Raw genomic sequence first — 13994 nt, 5'->3', positions numbered from 1 at the left:
ACTTCCCGAAAAACCGTCTTCTTGGCGGCATTCAAATTGCTCCCTCGATACATCGTGGGAGCCATCTTCGCCGCGAGTGATGATATTGTCAATTCGTCACTTGTTAATTCTATACTGAAAGGCTCCTCAGCACCAGGCCGGCCAGGAGAGAGGCATCCTCAATAAGGGTATTATGATTAAACTCGAGAAGCACGGGATGTCTGACAGGCTGGAGTGCAAGGACCACTCCACGGCAGGCTTCTTCTAGTGGAGTCTTGCGCTCAAACTCTCCTGCGTCCCTGCCATCGGCAATCACCGATCTGACGTGTGACAGCAATTCCGCGTCGAAGTCGGCGGCCGTCGACCAGCCTTCTTCCAGAGCCGCGAGCACAATGTCGTGCATTTTCCGGTCATTGAACAGAAGGTCGATTCCGTCACGGGCAAGGGTCAGAAAGATGAGGCGAAGCCTCTCCGACGCTGGTTTGCCGGAGCCCATGGCATCCTTGACGTCCGCCATCACCCGCTCGTGACACTGGCGACAGATCTCTTCGCCGATAGCCCGTTTGGAATCAAAGAACTTGTAGATATATGCAGTCGAGAGACCGATCGCCTTGGCAAGGTCAGCGACAGTCGTTTTCTTGTATCCATAGTGGCGGAAATGCTCATTGGCGGCATCGAGAATCTGCTCCCGCCGCTCATGGTCTATCGGGCCTCTCTGACCTTTGCCTGCTGACTGCATCCGAACCTCACGTCGAAAAAGGGAACACTTAATTCATACGTTGAGCTACTCACGTTGACAATGAGTGACGATTTATGGAACACGTCATACGCCACACTCCATACGGCTGCACCAATTCATGACAGAGGTTCCCCAGGTGATTCAGAACCGTACCCTGAAGGAAGGAACGCGTTGCCTTATTTACCCAGGGGCGAGACGCCGCCCCGCCGCAGCCATTATTCGACAGTCGGTATTCGCCGCAGTGATGTCATGCCTGACGGCATGCGCTGTCGGTCCGAACTATCGGACACCACAAATATCGCTTATCCCGTTCCACAATGTCAGCAAAACAGCGTTCTCGATATCTTCCTCGGAGAACGCGGTTTCTTGGTGGAAATCATTTCATGATACAGAACTCGATAAAATTGAGTCCCGAGTGCTTACCCAGAATCTTGATCTGAAGGCAGCCTATGCGAGAGTGCTTCAGGGACGGGCAATCGCGCGCTCAGCAGCCGCACAGATGTTACCAACTCTCGATTTTTCCCCTCAGGTTTCGGCGACAAGATTGTCCGAAGAAGGACTCATCGGTCATATTGTTCGGGAAATTCCACACTTCAATCGGGATTATCGCGAGTACAACGTCGGTGGGGTGGCAAGTTGGGAACTGGACATCGCCGGCGGTTTGAGAAGAGCACACGAAGCCGCACGGGATGAGTTTCAGGCTGCTGAGGCAGAAGGTGATGGTACGAGACTGAGCCTCGCGGCCGAGGCTGCCGATACATACCTCCGCATCCGGGGCGATCAGGCCCGGCTACGCATAGCCAGGGATGTTTTCACCTCCAACCAGAAGATGATGGACCTTATCCGGCAGCGTCGCAGTCGAAATGTTGCCGACGACCGGGAATTGTCCTCTGCTACAGTAGTCGTCGAGGCCGCCCGGCAAAACATGATCGATATAGAAAAAGATGAGGAAACGCAGTCAAACCGACTTGATGTCCTGATGGGAACACAGCCCGGAACATACGCTGTAGAACTCAGGATTTATGCTGAATTACCCGCTGTTCCCGCACCATCCGCGAATGCGCAGCCTCTGGAAGTTCTCCGGCGTCGGCCCGATGTTATCGCCTCGGAAAGAAGACTGGCAGCAAGCAACGCCCGCATCGGCGAGGCTCTGGCAAATTATTATCCAAAAATATCTCTTCAGGGCGCGCTGGGTTTCGAAAGTATGAGCCCGCAACAGCTATTCACTGCGCCTGGATTCCAGCCGACTGCGACAGGAGCATTACGATGGCGCATTTTCGATTTCGGAAAAATATCCAGCGATGTCTCCCGTGCTCGTGGTAGTTACGCAGAGGCGCTCGCCAGCTATCAGGCCACCATGTTACGCGCAGCAGAAGATGTAGAAGATGCATTCTTTCATCTTTCCCAGACACGGCAAGCGATCGCGTCACAAATGCATAATGTTGAAGCGTTGCACCATGCTGCGGCTCTCACATGGCAGTCCTATACAGCGGGCACTCTGGCTCTAAATGATGCCCTTCAAGCAAACATCACCTTATTGAACGCGCAGGATCGACTGGCATCCATGCGGGCAGAAGAGGATCGCGCCGCAGTTGAATGCTTTCGCGCACTTGGGGGAGGCTGGCAGTCGTGAATATTACCGATCGCATCATGAATGTTCTTATCCGGCGCGGCGAAACTCTCACAACGTCATCCGATCTCGATCAAGTGTCGCCTGAATATGATTTCAAAGAACAACATGCAATCAAGGTCAGAAGCGATCAGAACTCATTGTTCAAAATCGCTTTGGCATTCAAGCTGAGGGACGACCCTCTTATCCGTTTCTTCCTTTCGCTACGCTTTCCGGCGCGACGTCTGAAAGCATTTGATGCAACGGATATGTTTGATTTTGAAGATTTTATCGTCCTTCGCGAAATTCCCTCCAAAGAAATCATACGCGGCCTTTTAGGCACATTCGATTCTTCGAATACATCTCCTGTGATGCGATCCCCCTCTGATTTTATCCATTTTACTCGGCCCGGTTTCTATAAAGTGTTTGTATCAATTATGGTAACGTCAATTACAAAAGGCGAGTGCCTCCTAACTACAGAAACGCGAATAAAATGCACAGATAGAAAAACAAAGCGGCTATTTCTTCCCTATTGGATATGCATCCGGTGGGTAAGTGGTATTTTACGGCTACGAATGCTAAATCACATCAAGAAAATTTCTGAACAGGGCGGAGACATTAATGTCTCCGCAAGATGAGTTTTATCAGCGTCATTTTATTTAGCTATGTTTTCGGAGGCGTAACAATACCCAATCACAGGATAAAACTGCCATGTTTATTCTGCCCATCTATGCTCGTTTTATACAATTAACGGACAATACGGTTTTGAAACCATGCCGTGGCAAGATGGTGTGACGGGCCATGCGGCGCCCACCGTTCGATCTGTGGCAACTCCTATGCGTGCGGGCAATCGCCGAGCAAGGCAGTATCCACGGCGCGGCACGTTTCCTGAACACCCGGCAATCGGCCGTCAGCCGCTCCCTGCACAACCTCGAAGAGCGGCTGAATGTCAGGCTGTTCACCCGCTCCCCGGCCGGTGCTACCCCGACAGCCTTCGGTGAAGAATTTATCCTCTGGACCCAGATGATCCTGGATAACGTGGCTGGCATGAACGCCCGCGCTCGGCGGACGGGCAAGGGCGAGAATGGCCAGATCTCCATCGGCATCCAGACCTGCGTCCTGCCTGGACGCCTCTCGGCCTTCACGGCGGAGTTCCGTGCTACGCATCCCGATATCATCTTTCGCTATTCCGAGGGCACAGGCAAGAGACTGGTGCGTCGGCTCCAGCGCGGACAGATCGATTTCGCGGTCGTCACACGTCGCAATCTGACGCCAGTCCTGCGCGTCATGCCCCTTTGGAGCGACCGCATCGTGGCGGCGCTCTCCACCGATCACCCTCTGGCGACACGACGGGAAATCTCATGGCAAGATCTGCGTCATGAAACATTCCTGATCGGACGTGATAATGCCGGTCATGATTTCAAGGAACTTATCCGGCGAAAACTCGGTGAAACCGATATCCATCCCAGAATCCGTCATCATGATATCGGCAGCAATCGGGTTGTCGCACTCGTCCAGAACAAGGAAGGCATCGCGCTACTTCCGGCCTCGTGGCTGCCGCTGATCCGCGATCAGCATGGCCACGACATCGCGATCATGGAAATCCGTGACGCAGGCGGTTCCTCCCATCTGGAATTCGGCATTGTCTGGCGGCCCGACAATGAGAATCCCTGCGCCCAGAGCTTCGCCCGATATATCGAAGCCCATCAGCCGTGGCCGTGAGGCTACTTTTCCGACGATGCTGCTTTTGCCTGCCTCCGCGCCCTGGCGAATCCCTTGTCCGACATCATGAACTGCCGAAGCATGGGCGCGACCAGCCGGGCCGGGTCCATCGCCCCATCGTTGCCGGAAAGAAGTGCCGCATAGGCAAGCAGGTCACGATGGAGGTCGGCGGGTAGCGCCACGGTCATTCTGACCGGTTTCTCATCGGGAAGTTCCCGGATTTTCAGGTCCGTCATCGTATATGTCCTTGATCCCGGTAGGGTTTGAGTAGCAGGTCGTGCCCGACCAGAACGGTAAAGGGCAGCCCCGGCCGATCGGTCAGGGTGGGCTGGACGTTCAGACTGCGATCGATCAGCCGGTTACCGACCATGGAAAACCCGTTGCTGGCGCCAGAACGGATCGCCTGCATCAGGTTGTTCTCGTTCCATGACGTCCCGGCTTCGGAGCCCACGCTGAGCAGGGTCGTGGCCAGGGCGGCTTTGAACAACTGCCCCCAGTGACTGTTCACCTCGTCGGACAGGCCGGACTGGCCAATGGCGTCGCCGCCGGGCAGCTTTTCCAGCACCAGGCTTTCGCCATTCGGGAAAATCAGCCGGGTCCAGATAATCTGGGTGCGCTGCTGCCCGAAGGAGACGCTGCTGTTATAGGCCCCAAACAGCGTGCTCCCCTGCGGGATCAGAAGATAGCGCCCGGTCGGGCTGTCATAGACGTTCTGGGTCACATGGCTGGTAATCTGGCCCGGCAGGTCGGAGCTGATTTTCGTGTTCAGCGCGCCAGCGATCACCGTGCCCGCCTGAAGGATATAGGGCGAGACCAGCGGCATGATGCGATCGGGGCTGGTTGTCGCGCGATCCGGCTGCCCTTCCAGGAAGGCAATGTTTCCAGCCTGTGGTCCGTCCGTGGTGGACGCCCGCCCCTGAGAGGCAGGAGCGCCCGGCACGGGTGGCATCGCCTGGTCACTGGCACGGTCGCGCTCCCCCGTCTGCACGAACAGCCGGCTGGCGATCGCCGCCTCGGCCTCCTGCGCGGCGCGGGGGTCTTCGGTACCGGAGGCCGCCTTCCCCTGCCCTTGCGCATGCAGGATGGCGCGCCCGAGATCACCGGGCAACGCTGGCCCGAGTTTCGGCACGTCCTTGCCGATATAATCGGAGGGCAGCCCCGCCAGCCCGTCGGCCGAGGGACGGACATCGGTATCCTGTGTGGCCGACGTGGACGGCGGCCTATGGCTGGCCTGAAGGGCGTAACCCAGCGCGAAGGCCACCGCGACCATGCCGACCCCGCCCAGCGACCAGACCACGGTGCGCGACAGACGCACCACGCGCGGCCGATCGGCCCGCAGACGCAGATCGGGCGGCGGCGTTGCAGCACCTGCGGGATTTTCGCCCACTGTCGGCGCCTGCCCGGTCATGTCCGCCGTCCGTCGGTACGGACGATGCGCACCCGTTGCTCGGAATGCTTGTCGCCCAGCCGCAGTTCGGCGGCGGCAAACAGGCGATCCACGATCATCCAGTTCTGCCGCACCCGGTAATTGACCAGTTCCGGCCCGCCATCGGCCCCCAGCACAAAGAGCGGGGGCAGTTCCCCCTGCCCGATCCCGGATGGGAAAGCGATATAGACCTTATGCCCATCATCGAAAGCCCGGCTGGGTAACCAGGGCGGTGTGGCGCCTTTCACCGGCTGGATGGCGTAACGGAAATTCAGCGCGTCGAGATCCAAACCCACGTCCACAGGAGCAATGTCATCGGCCGCATCGTTTTGCCGGTGCAGGGCGATCAAATCATCCTCGGGATAGTCCCACGATACCGACGCCATATACGTCACCGGCGTGGAGCGCAGTTCGGCGAGATAGGTGCGCCGATCCGTATTGACGATCAGGTTGGTAGCCAGGTCCGGCCGGGTCGGCTTGACCAGGATATGGATGCGCTTCGTGGCCCCCGCCCCGCTCTCGGTATCGCCGATGATCCAGCGCACGGTATCGCCAGCGGCCACCGGCCCGGTGCCGACCAGCTTTTCACCCTGCTGGAGCATGATATCGGTGATCTCACCGGGCGAGGCATAGACCTGATAGAGCGCGCCGGCAGAATAGGGATAGACCTGCACCGCGTTCACATAACCGGCCCGCGTCGGCTGGATACGCGCCGCCAGATTGGCCTGCGTCACGCGCACGGTCGGGTCGGCGACTTCGGGCACCGGATGGGCCGTGCGTCGTGGCGGCAGCGGCTTGAGCTGGCCCGGCAGGGGAAGGATTTTTGGAACCTCCACGACCTGCACCGGCTTCGGCGGATCGGGCTGGCGCAGGGCCTGAGCGGCATCATCGTAGCGGATGATCGGCGGGTGGTAATGCTGCGCGCAGCCTGCAAGAGGCAGGACAAACAGCGGGAGGAAACGAAGAGCACGACGGATCATTGGCCCAGCTCCTTCGACCAGTTGATGGCGGAGACGTAGATACCCAGAGGATTTTTCCGCAGATGATCGGCGTCACGCGGCGTGCGCAGGACGACCGAGACGATGGCGGTCCAGCGCTCGGTGCCAACAAAAGCGCCGTCGCGGTAATGGCGCTCGCTCCAGGCCACACGAAAGCTGCCGGGCGAGGCCCGGATCACCGAGGCGATATCCACCTCGACCTGCTCGTGCCCGATCCGCGAGAACGGATCGTTGAGGCGGGCATAATCGTTCAGCGCCTGCGCGCCCGACGTGGTGGTGAAATCATAGGACCGCAGCCAGTTCTGCCGGACTACCACAGGGTCCGACGACAGGGCGCGCACGTCGTGGACGAACTGCGCCAGATACCAGGCGATCTGCGGATCGGCGGGCATATAGCCCGCTGTCGCGGGGGCCACGACCTGCGCCTGCCCCAGCCGGTCCACCTGCACCACCCACGGCGTGATGGTGCCGCGCGCGGACTGCCAGACCAGCCCGGCCCCGAGCCCTGCCGAGAGAAAGAGCGATCCGAACGTCATCAGCCGCCAGTTTCTTGCCTGGACGCGGGCGGAACCGATCCGTTCGTCCCAAACCTGCGCTGCTTTCTGATAGGGCGTCACGGGTTCGGGCGTGGTCCCGTAGCGGGTGGTGGAGCGACGGAACATCGTCCTCATTCCTTTTCCGAGAGATCAATGGACGCCGAGCCACCGCCGCCGTCGGCCGAGCGGATGATGTGGGCGGCCTCGGCGGCATGGGCGGCGGCATTGCGACGCTTCATCTTCTGAGCCCAGCGGGGCGGTTCACCAGAACCGCCACCATCTCCACCAGATGGACCATCACCGGCAGGGCCACCTCCCGAGGGGCCGCCGCCACCAGCTGGACCACCCCCACCCGATGGAGACGGCCCGCTGCCACCGGTTTCGTCACCCTCTCCACCGCCCATCCCGCGCGCGGCCCAGCGTCCACCGGCGGCGTAGCTTTCTTTGAGGGATGAACCGGCACGTGATGCCGCCCCTTTGACGGCATTCGCGACGTTCCCGCCGACGGCCCGGCCCATGCCTCCGATCCCGGCGGCCATGCTGCCCGCGCCGCCAGACGCGCCTGCGGCTCCCGCCGAATAGGCGGACGTGGCAGCCCCGGCGATCGCGGCCCCTCCCCGTGCGGCGGCAGCCGTGGCGCCGAGGGCTGCGGCGCCACCGGATGCGACAGCCCCGACACCCGCAACAGCCGCAGCGCCCATGGCACCGACGGCCATGCCGGTCCCTACGGCCGCGCCAGCCCCAAGCTGGGGGGCACCGGAGATCAGCCCGTTGGCGATGCTGCCGCCATAGATGGACAGACCGACGATCGACACCGACGCCAGCACGACCGAGACCGCCTGGCCAATCGTGGGAACCGCGTCGCCATAGGAGGTGTTGAACTGCCGGAACAGGACGGACGCGATGCCGGAGATCACCGCCAGCACCATCACCTTCACGCCCGACGACACAACATTGCCCAGCACCTTCTCGGCCAGAAACGCCGTCCGGTTGAACAGGGCGAACGGGATCAGCACGAAACCAGCGAGGCTGGTCAACTTGAACTCGATCAGGGCCACGAAAAGCTGCACGGCCAGGATGAAGAACGCTGCCAGCACGATCAACCAGGACAGGCACAGCACAAAAATCTGGATGAAGTTTTTGAAAAATGCGACAGGGCCGAGAAGATTATGAACGGACTCCAGCAGCGGCTGGGCCGCATCGAACCCCGTCGCGGCCAGTCGGCCGGGATGGAGGAAATCCGAAAGTGGCAGACTTCCGCCACCGGCCCTGAGACCCATGGCGGCGAAACTGTCGAACACCACCTTCGCAAGATGGTCGAAATTGTTGATCAGGAACGCGAAGAACCCGATATACAGCGTCTTCTTCACCAGACGCTGGATGATGTCCTCATCAGCCGCCCAGGCCCAGAACAGTCCGGCAAGGGCGACGTCCAGCACGGATAATGACCCCGCCAGTGAGATGACATTTCCTTTCAGAAGGCCGAAGCCACTGTCGATCGTGGTCGTGAAGGTATTGAGGAAAGTGTCGATAACACCGACATCGTTCGTGGCCATGACCGTCAGTTCCCACTGCCGCCGAACATGGACACCGTGCCCGGCACGTAGGCGTCATGCTGCGAGAAATGCTGATACTGCGCGTCACTTTCTGCTTCTGTCGCGGCATCGCGCGACTGTTGCAGGGCCATGGCACGCCCGTTCGCGGCCAGTTCCGCCTGGATGTCGGACAGTTGCCGGGATTGCAGGGCCAGAAGCTGATTGCCCGCCTGCGCGGCCTGTAACGCCCCGGTGGAAGTCTGGCTGGCGGAAACCAGTTGCGTCATGGCCGAACTATCGCTCGGGATGTTTCCTACCACCCGCGCCTGCAATTTCAGGGCGTCCTCAAACCCGCCGACGGAATTCTGCCACCGCGTCTGTGCCTGGCTGAACAGGGCGCCGTCAGACATGCCGGCCGAGACGGACGTGTACGCCTGCTGATACTGCTGCTCGACCGACTGCACGCTGTAGGCGATGTTCTGCGCCTGCGCGAGCAGTGCCGTCGTCTGCGAAATCGTTGATTGCAGGGTCGACAATGTCGAAAGTGGCAGGCTCGCGAGATTGCGCCCCTGGTTGACCAGCATCTGCGCCTGATTGGCGAGGGACGTGATCTGGTTGTCGATCTGCTGGAGGGTCCGGGCCGCGATCAGCACGTTCTCGACGTGGTTTGCACCGTCATACACCGCCCACTGGGCATGGGCCGGATGCAAGGGAGAGAATGTCCCGCCAACCGCCAGCATTGCAGAGGTAAAAAGGACACCTCGTCGGAAATGTTTTTCGCTCGCACGACCGAAAAATTCAGCCCAAAGCCGGAAAGATTTTTCAATCATGGCACGCCCTCTGGTCCACGATCATCGCGCAACAGATCTGCCGCCCACATGACGCCACGCGCCTCGAACCACGCGGGGAGAAAACCATTCCGTCCATGCTCCGCCAGCACCGCGTCGATCAGCTTGTGGTCGTCCTTGCCGGATGCCGCGCACAGGGCGAGTGCTACCGGCCCGAGCCCCAGTTCGAACAGACGGTTGCCACGCTGGGCCTGACAGTAATACTCCCGCTTCGAGGCCGCACGGGCGATGATGGCGATCTGCCGCTCGTTCAGCCCGAAATCCCGATAGATCGTGGCGATCTGCGGCTCGATCGCCCGCTCGTTCGGCAGGAAGATCCGCGTCGGGCAGCTTTCCACCACTGCTGGCGCGATCGGACTGTTGGCGATGTCGGACAGGGATTGGGTCGCGAAAATCACCGACGCATTCTTCTTGCGCAGGGTTTTCAGCCACTCCCGTAGCTGGCCGGCGAAATCCCCGTCATCCAGCACCAGCCAGCCCTCGTCGATGACCAGCAGCGTTGGGCGACCATCCAGACGGCCTTCGATGCGATGGAACAGGTAGGACAACACGGAAGAGGCTGCGCCAGAACCGATCAGACCTTCGGTCTCGAACACCACCACGTCGGCTTCACCCAGCCGCTCGGCGTCTGCATCGAGCAGGCGGCCATAGGGACCACCAAGGCAGTAGGGCGCCAGGGCCTGCTTCAGGACGTTGGACTGGAGGAGTGCCACCAGACCGGAGATCGTGCGTTCATGGTCGGGCGATGACGCGAGGGAATTCAGGGCCGACCAGAGATGGGCTTTGACGTCCGGCGTCAGCGTCACCCCCTCGCCGACAAGGATCTGCCCCAGCCATTCGGTAGCCCATTTGCGTTCATCGGGATCATCAATCCCTGCCAGCGGCTGGAGCGAAACGGCGGGGTGGCCGTCATCATCCGTCAGGCCACCGCCGAGATCGTGCCAGTCCCCGCCCATCGCCAGCGTCGCGGCCCGCATCGAACCACCGAAATCGAAAGCGAACACCTGCGATCCTGTATAGCGGCGGAACTGGAGCGCCATCAGCGCCAGCAGCACCGACTTTCCGGCCCCTGTCGGGCCTGCAATCAGCGTGTGACCCACATCACCAACGTGGAGGCTGAAACGAAACGGTGTGGCACCGGCCGTTTTGCCGTAGAACAGAGGTGCCGCCTTGAAATGCCCATCCTGCTCCGGTCCCGCCCACACGGCGGAAAGCGGGATCATATGCGCAAGATTCAACGTCGAGACAGGTGGCTGGCGCACATTGGCGTAGACATGACCGGGCAAAGAACCCAGCCACGCTTCCACCGCATTGAGGCTTTCCGCCATGCAGGTGAAATCGCGGCCCTGGATGATCTTTTCGACCAAACGGAGCTTTTCTGTAGCGATGGAAGCGGAACCATCCCAGACTGTTACCGTGGCGGTGATGTAGGCCTGCCCGACGTCATCAGCACCGAGGGACTGCAAGGCAAGGTCCGCATCCGCCGCCTTGTTGGCGGCGTCGTTATCCACGAGAACCGACGCCTCGTTGGTCATCACCTCCCGGACAATCGCCGTAATGCTCTTGCGCTTTGCGAACCACTGGCGACGGATTTTCGTCAGCACCTTCGTGGCGTCGGTCTTGTCGAGCAGGATGGCACGAGTGGACCAGCGATACGGCATCGCCAGCCGGTTCAGGTCATCCAGGATTCCGGGGAAGGTCCGTGACGGGAAACCGGTAATGGTCAGGGTTTTCAGATAAGCATCGCCGAGCTTCGGCTCCAGACCACCCGACAGCGGCTGGTCCACCAGCAGCGCATCCAGATGCATGGGAATTTCCGGCACCCTGACGCGCTGGTTCCGTGTCGAAATGGTGGAATGGAGATACGTTAGCGTTTCGCCGTCATTGAGCCATGCCGCTTCAGGCATGAACCCGTCCAGCAGGGCAAGCATCCGATCCGTGCGGTCCACGAACGTATGGAGCATGCCATGCGGATCCGGTCCCTCCCGCTCCCGTCCCTCATAGAGAAACCGTTCGGCACGGCCTGATGATTCCGCAGGCGGCAACCAGACCAGCGTCAGGAAATACTGGCTCTCGAAATGCACGCCCTCATCCTCGAACTGCTCATGACGTTCGAGATCGACCATCTGGCTGGCCGCATCGGGAAAATCGCTGTCGGGATATACTGTCGCGGGCACGCGCTGCGCCTCGACGAACATCGCCCAGCCCGAGCCCAGACGGCGCAGGGCATTGTTCAGCCTGCCAGTGACTCCAACCAGTTCCGCTGGTGTGGCACTGTCCAGATCGGGACCACGAATTTTTGCCGTGCGCTGGAATGAACCGTCCTTGTTCAGGACCACACCCTGTTCCATGAGCGCGGCCCATGGGAGAAAATCCGACAGGAGGGCAGCACGGTTGCGATATTCGCCAAGGGACATCATCGCCCTGCCCTCCCTATGACCGCAGCCAGGCGGGGTAACGGAGATGTCGCCGTCCCACCTCGACGAACTGCGGATCGCGTTTGGCACCCCAGACCGCGAGCCCGTGCCCGACGATCCAGAACACGGCTCCAACCAGCCAGAGCCGCAGCCCCAGCGAGATCGCAGCCCCCAGCGTACCGTTGGCGATCGCCAGCGTACGGGGTGCGCCACCCAGCAGGATCGGATCGGTCAGGGAGCGATGCACCGGGACATGAAAACCCGGCACCGCGTCATCGTCATATCCGGCGGCCATCAGATCAGTGCTCCACCCGAGAAGGAGAAGAACGACAGAAAGAACGAGCTGGCCGCAAAAGCGATGGACAGGCCGAAGACGATCTGGATCAGGCGACGGAAGCCGCCGGATGTTTCGCCAAAGGCCAGGGTCAGGCCGGTCACGGTGATGATGATCACCGACACGATGCGCGCCACCGGTCCCTGCACCGATTCCAGAATCTGGTTGAGCGGTTCCTCCCACGGCATGTCCGACCCGGACGCCAGGGCCGAGGAACACCATGCGATAGACAGCAGCAGCATGGCGGAAAGGACAGGCGCGTGCCGACGCACGCGGATTATGGCATGGGTCATTGAGGTTCTCCCGGATGCTGGAAGGGATGGATGCGATAGGCGCCTGTGGCGGGATCAAGCCCATCCACCGTGGCGAGTTCGGACAACCGGCGCTGCACGCCCCGTCCAGACAGGACGGCGATCACGTCGATCGTCTCTGCAATCAGCGCGCGGGGTACGGTGACGACGATCTCCTGGATCAGTTGCTCCATGCGGTGCAGGGCACCTATGGCGGTGCCCGCATGCAGCGTGCCGATGCCGCCGGGATGGCCTGTGCCCCATGCCTTGAGCAGATCCAGTGCCTCGGGACCGCGCACCTCACCAATCGGGATACGATCAGGCCGCAGGCGCAGGGCCGAGCGCACCAGTTCGGACAGGGTCACGATGCCGTCGCGCGTACGGAGCGAGACAAGGTTGGGCGCAGCACATTGCAGTTCGCGCGTATCTTCGATCAGCACGACCCGGTCGTCGGTTTTCGCGACCTCGGCCAGCAGGGCGTTGACCAGCGTGGTCTTGCCGGTGGACGTGCCGCCAGCGACCAGGATGTTCTTTCTCTCGGCAACGGCCTGGCGCAGGAAATGTGCTTGCCCCTCAGTCATGATCCCGGCCTCGACATAGTCGTCGAGGGTGAACACCGCGACGGCGGGCTTGCGGATCGCGAAGCACGGAGCCGTCACCACAGGTGGCAGCAGTCCCTCAAACCGCTCACCGGTCGGGAGTTCGGCCGAGACACGCGGCGCACCGTCATGCACCTCGGCTCCGACATGGTGGGCGACCAGACGCACGATGCGCTCGGCGTCGGCGGGCGTGACAGTGTCGCCCGTGTCGGACAGGCCCTCGGACAGCCGGTCGATCCACAGCCGCCCATCGGGGTTGAGCATGACCTCGACGACGGCCGGATTTGCCATGTGCGCTGCAATCGCCGGTCCCATCGCCGTACGCAGCATGGAAATCCCACGTTGTCGGGCACCATTTTCAATCGGTGTAACCGCCATGGGAATCCCCGTCCGTTTGGGTCATCCGGCCTCTCCGGACGACGACGGGGATCATTAGAGAGTGTTGTTTTCTCCCGTTTTCAACAGCATTTTCCTGCGATCGTACAGGATCGTAACGGATGCGGTTTTTACTTGCTGGCTGCGGACATCATGATTCCGATGTGGGAGGTACATCCTCCGGGATTTCATGCCGGAAAAGTGGCCCCCGGCTGAGTCGTCGGCCAAGGGCAGCCACGAACGCCTCATACCGTTCCGCCCCTTGTGCCCGTGCCGCAGCGGCCGCTGGTTCCGGCAAGGCCGGGCTGACCGTCATCCAGTAGCGGATAAACAGAGCCAGCGTCTCAAGGCTGATCCCGAGATCCCGCTCCATGCGGGCAACCTGCCGGTCAAGGCGGTCCAGCCTGCGGCTCATTGCCGCCTCCCGCCGCTCATCGGCATCGGGCGACAGGAAGGATGCGATGGCGGCTTCCGCCACCAGGGAAAGGGACAGATCGCGCCGCGCCGCATGGGCTGTCAGGGCGTCCAGCAGCTTCGGTTCCAGATAGACCGACAGCCGCGCCTTCTTGGGGGATGTCCTCATCACG

15 protein-coding genes are annotated in these 13994 nt (G+C 60.9%); 3 read left to right on the top strand and 12 right to left on the bottom strand.

Features of this window, described 5'->3' with window-relative positions; translation table 11 throughout:
* Positions 1-109: 109 nt before the first annotated feature.
* The gene (locus J2D77_RS10990) at positions 110-718 is read right to left on the bottom strand and encodes a TetR/AcrR family transcriptional regulator (protein ID WP_007396818.1); all 609 of its coding nucleotides are present in this window, start codon (positions 716-718) and stop codon (positions 110-112) included.
* A gap of 118 nt (positions 719-836) precedes the next feature.
* Here J2D77_RS10990 and J2D77_RS10985 point away from each other — a divergent pair, with 118 nt between their 5' ends.
* The 3 genes from J2D77_RS10985 (at position 837) to J2D77_RS10975 (ending at position 4049) form a co-directional block, all read left to right on the top strand.
* The gene (locus tag J2D77_RS10985; RefSeq protein ID WP_230975727.1) at positions 837-2351 is read left to right on the top strand and encodes an efflux transporter outer membrane subunit; all 1515 of its coding nucleotides are present in this window, start codon (positions 837-839) and stop codon (positions 2349-2351) included.
* Positions 2348-2965, top strand: a complete 618-nt coding sequence (locus tag J2D77_RS10980; protein ID WP_207846331.1) for a hypothetical protein — start codon at positions 2348-2350, stop codon at positions 2963-2965. Before J2D77_RS10985 ends, J2D77_RS10980 begins: the two co-directional genes overlap by 4 nt.
* A gap of 163 nt (positions 2966-3128) precedes the next feature.
* The gene (locus J2D77_RS10975; protein ID WP_099347859.1) at positions 3129-4049 is read left to right on the top strand and encodes a LysR family transcriptional regulator; all 921 of its coding nucleotides are present in this window, start codon (positions 3129-3131) and stop codon (positions 4047-4049) included.
* A 2-nt stretch (positions 4050-4051) separates the two neighbouring features.
* Here the strand turns inward: J2D77_RS10975 and J2D77_RS10970 are convergent, their stop codons facing one another.
* The 11 genes from J2D77_RS10970 to J2D77_RS10920 all read right to left on the bottom strand — a co-directional run bounded on the left by J2D77_RS10970 (position 4052) and on the right by J2D77_RS10920 (position 13990).
* On the bottom strand, positions 4052-4285 hold the full coding sequence (locus J2D77_RS10970; protein ID WP_007396822.1) for a DUF2274 domain-containing protein: 234 nt from the start codon (positions 4283-4285) through the stop codon (positions 4052-4054).
* Positions 4282-5457, bottom strand: coding sequence for a TrbI/VirB10 family protein (locus J2D77_RS10965; protein WP_207846330.1), 1176 nt, complete (start codon positions 5455-5457; stop codon positions 4282-4284). The genes J2D77_RS10970 and J2D77_RS10965 overlap by 4 nt, the downstream gene beginning before the upstream one ends.
* On the bottom strand, positions 5454-6455 hold the full coding sequence (gene trbG / locus J2D77_RS10960) for a P-type conjugative transfer protein TrbG (protein WP_045543510.1): 1002 nt from the start codon (positions 6453-6455) through the stop codon (positions 5454-5456). The genes J2D77_RS10965 and trbG overlap by 4 nt, the downstream gene beginning before the upstream one ends.
* Positions 6452-7135, bottom strand: a complete 684-nt coding sequence (gene trbF / locus J2D77_RS10955) for a conjugal transfer protein TrbF (protein ID WP_045543509.1) — start codon at positions 7133-7135, stop codon at positions 6452-6454. Before trbF ends, trbG begins: the two co-directional genes overlap by 4 nt.
* A 5-nt stretch (positions 7136-7140) precedes the next feature.
* Positions 7141-8565, bottom strand: coding sequence for a P-type conjugative transfer protein TrbL (gene trbL, locus J2D77_RS10950; protein WP_207846329.1), 1425 nt, complete (start codon positions 8563-8565; stop codon positions 7141-7143).
* Positions 8566-8570: 5 nt separating this feature from the next.
* Positions 8571-9374: a P-type conjugative transfer protein TrbJ gene (gene trbJ / locus J2D77_RS10945; protein ID WP_039998460.1), complete on the bottom strand. Its 804-nt coding sequence runs from the start codon at positions 9372-9374 to the stop codon at positions 8571-8573.
* Positions 9371-11812, bottom strand: coding sequence for a conjugal transfer protein TrbE (gene trbE / locus J2D77_RS10940; protein WP_007396828.1), 2442 nt, complete (start codon positions 11810-11812; stop codon positions 9371-9373). The genes trbJ and trbE overlap by 4 nt, the downstream gene beginning before the upstream one ends.
* A gap of 13 nt (positions 11813-11825) precedes the next feature.
* A complete protein-coding gene (locus tag J2D77_RS10935; protein ID WP_007396829.1) occupies positions 11826-12104 on the bottom strand; it encodes a VirB3 family type IV secretion system protein in 279 nt (92 codons plus the stop codon).
* Positions 12104-12436 carry a TrbC/VirB2 family protein gene (locus J2D77_RS10930; protein ID WP_207846328.1) on the bottom strand — a complete coding sequence of 111 codons (333 nt, stop codon included), beginning with the start codon at positions 12434-12436 and terminating at the stop codon, positions 12104-12106. The genes J2D77_RS10935 and J2D77_RS10930 overlap by 1 nt, the downstream gene beginning before the upstream one ends.
* The gene (gene trbB, locus J2D77_RS10925) at positions 12433-13410 is read right to left on the bottom strand and encodes a P-type conjugative transfer ATPase TrbB (protein WP_207846327.1); all 978 of its coding nucleotides are present in this window, start codon (positions 13408-13410) and stop codon (positions 12433-12435) included. Before trbB ends, J2D77_RS10930 begins: the two co-directional genes overlap by 4 nt.
* A 148-nt stretch (positions 13411-13558) precedes the next feature.
* Positions 13559-13990 carry a ribbon-helix-helix protein, CopG family gene (locus J2D77_RS10920; RefSeq protein WP_207846326.1) on the bottom strand — a complete coding sequence of 144 codons (432 nt, stop codon included), beginning with the start codon at positions 13988-13990 and terminating at the stop codon, positions 13559-13561.
* Between the last annotated feature and the right edge of the window lie 4 nt (positions 13991-13994).

It is taken from the genome of Acetobacter garciniae (assembly GCF_017377735.1).
In the GTDB taxonomy this organism is placed as follows: domain Bacteria; phylum Pseudomonadota; class Alphaproteobacteria; order Acetobacterales; family Acetobacteraceae; genus Acetobacter; species Acetobacter garciniae.
This window is presented reverse-complemented; position numbering and strand designations above follow the sequence as displayed.

Bases quoted from the DNA above. Each gene is read 5' to 3' on its own strand.
- J2D77_RS10990 (WP_007396818.1), bottom strand. From the start codon at position 718: ATGCAGTCAGCAGGCAAAGGTCAGAGAGGCCCGATAGACCATGAGCGG.
- J2D77_RS10985 (WP_230975727.1), top strand. From the start codon at position 837: ATGACAGAGGTTCCCCAGGTGATTCAGAACCGTACCCTGAAGGAAGGA.
- J2D77_RS10975 (WP_099347859.1), top strand. From the start codon at position 3,129: ATGCGGCGCCCACCGTTCGATCTGTGGCAACTCCTATGCGTGCGGGCA.
- J2D77_RS10970 (WP_007396822.1), bottom strand. From the start codon at position 4,285: ATGACGGACCTGAAAATCCGGGAACTTCCCGATGAGAAACCGGTCAGA.
- J2D77_RS10965 (WP_207846330.1), bottom strand. From the start codon at position 5,457: ATGACCGGGCAGGCGCCGACAGTGGGCGAAAATCCCGCAGGTGCTGCA.
- trbG (WP_045543510.1), bottom strand. From the start codon at position 6,455: ATGATCCGTCGTGCTCTTCGTTTCCTCCCGCTGTTTGTCCTGCCTCTT.
- trbF (WP_045543509.1), bottom strand. From the start codon at position 7,135: ATGTTCCGTCGCTCCACCACCCGCTACGGGACCACGCCCGAACCCGTG.
- trbL (WP_207846329.1), bottom strand. From the start codon at position 8,565: ATGGCCACGAACGATGTCGGTGTTATCGACACTTTCCTCAATACCTTC.
- trbJ (WP_039998460.1), bottom strand. From the start codon at position 9,374: ATGATTGAAAAATCTTTCCGGCTTTGGGCTGAATTTTTCGGTCGTGCG.
- trbE (WP_007396828.1), bottom strand. From the start codon at position 11,812: ATGATGTCCCTTGGCGAATATCGCAACCGTGCTGCCCTCCTGTCGGAT.
- J2D77_RS10935 (WP_007396829.1), bottom strand. From the start codon at position 12,104: ATGGCCGCCGGATATGACGATGACGCGGTGCCGGGTTTTCATGTCCCG.
- J2D77_RS10930 (WP_207846328.1), bottom strand. From the start codon at position 12,436: ATGACCCATGCCATAATCCGCGTGCGTCGGCACGCGCCTGTCCTTTCC.
- trbB (WP_207846327.1), bottom strand. From the start codon at position 13,410: ATGGCGGTTACACCGATTGAAAATGGTGCCCGACAACGTGGGATTTCC.
- J2D77_RS10920 (WP_207846326.1), bottom strand. From the start codon at position 13,990: ATGAGGACATCCCCCAAGAAGGCGCGGCTGTCGGTCTATCTGGAACCG.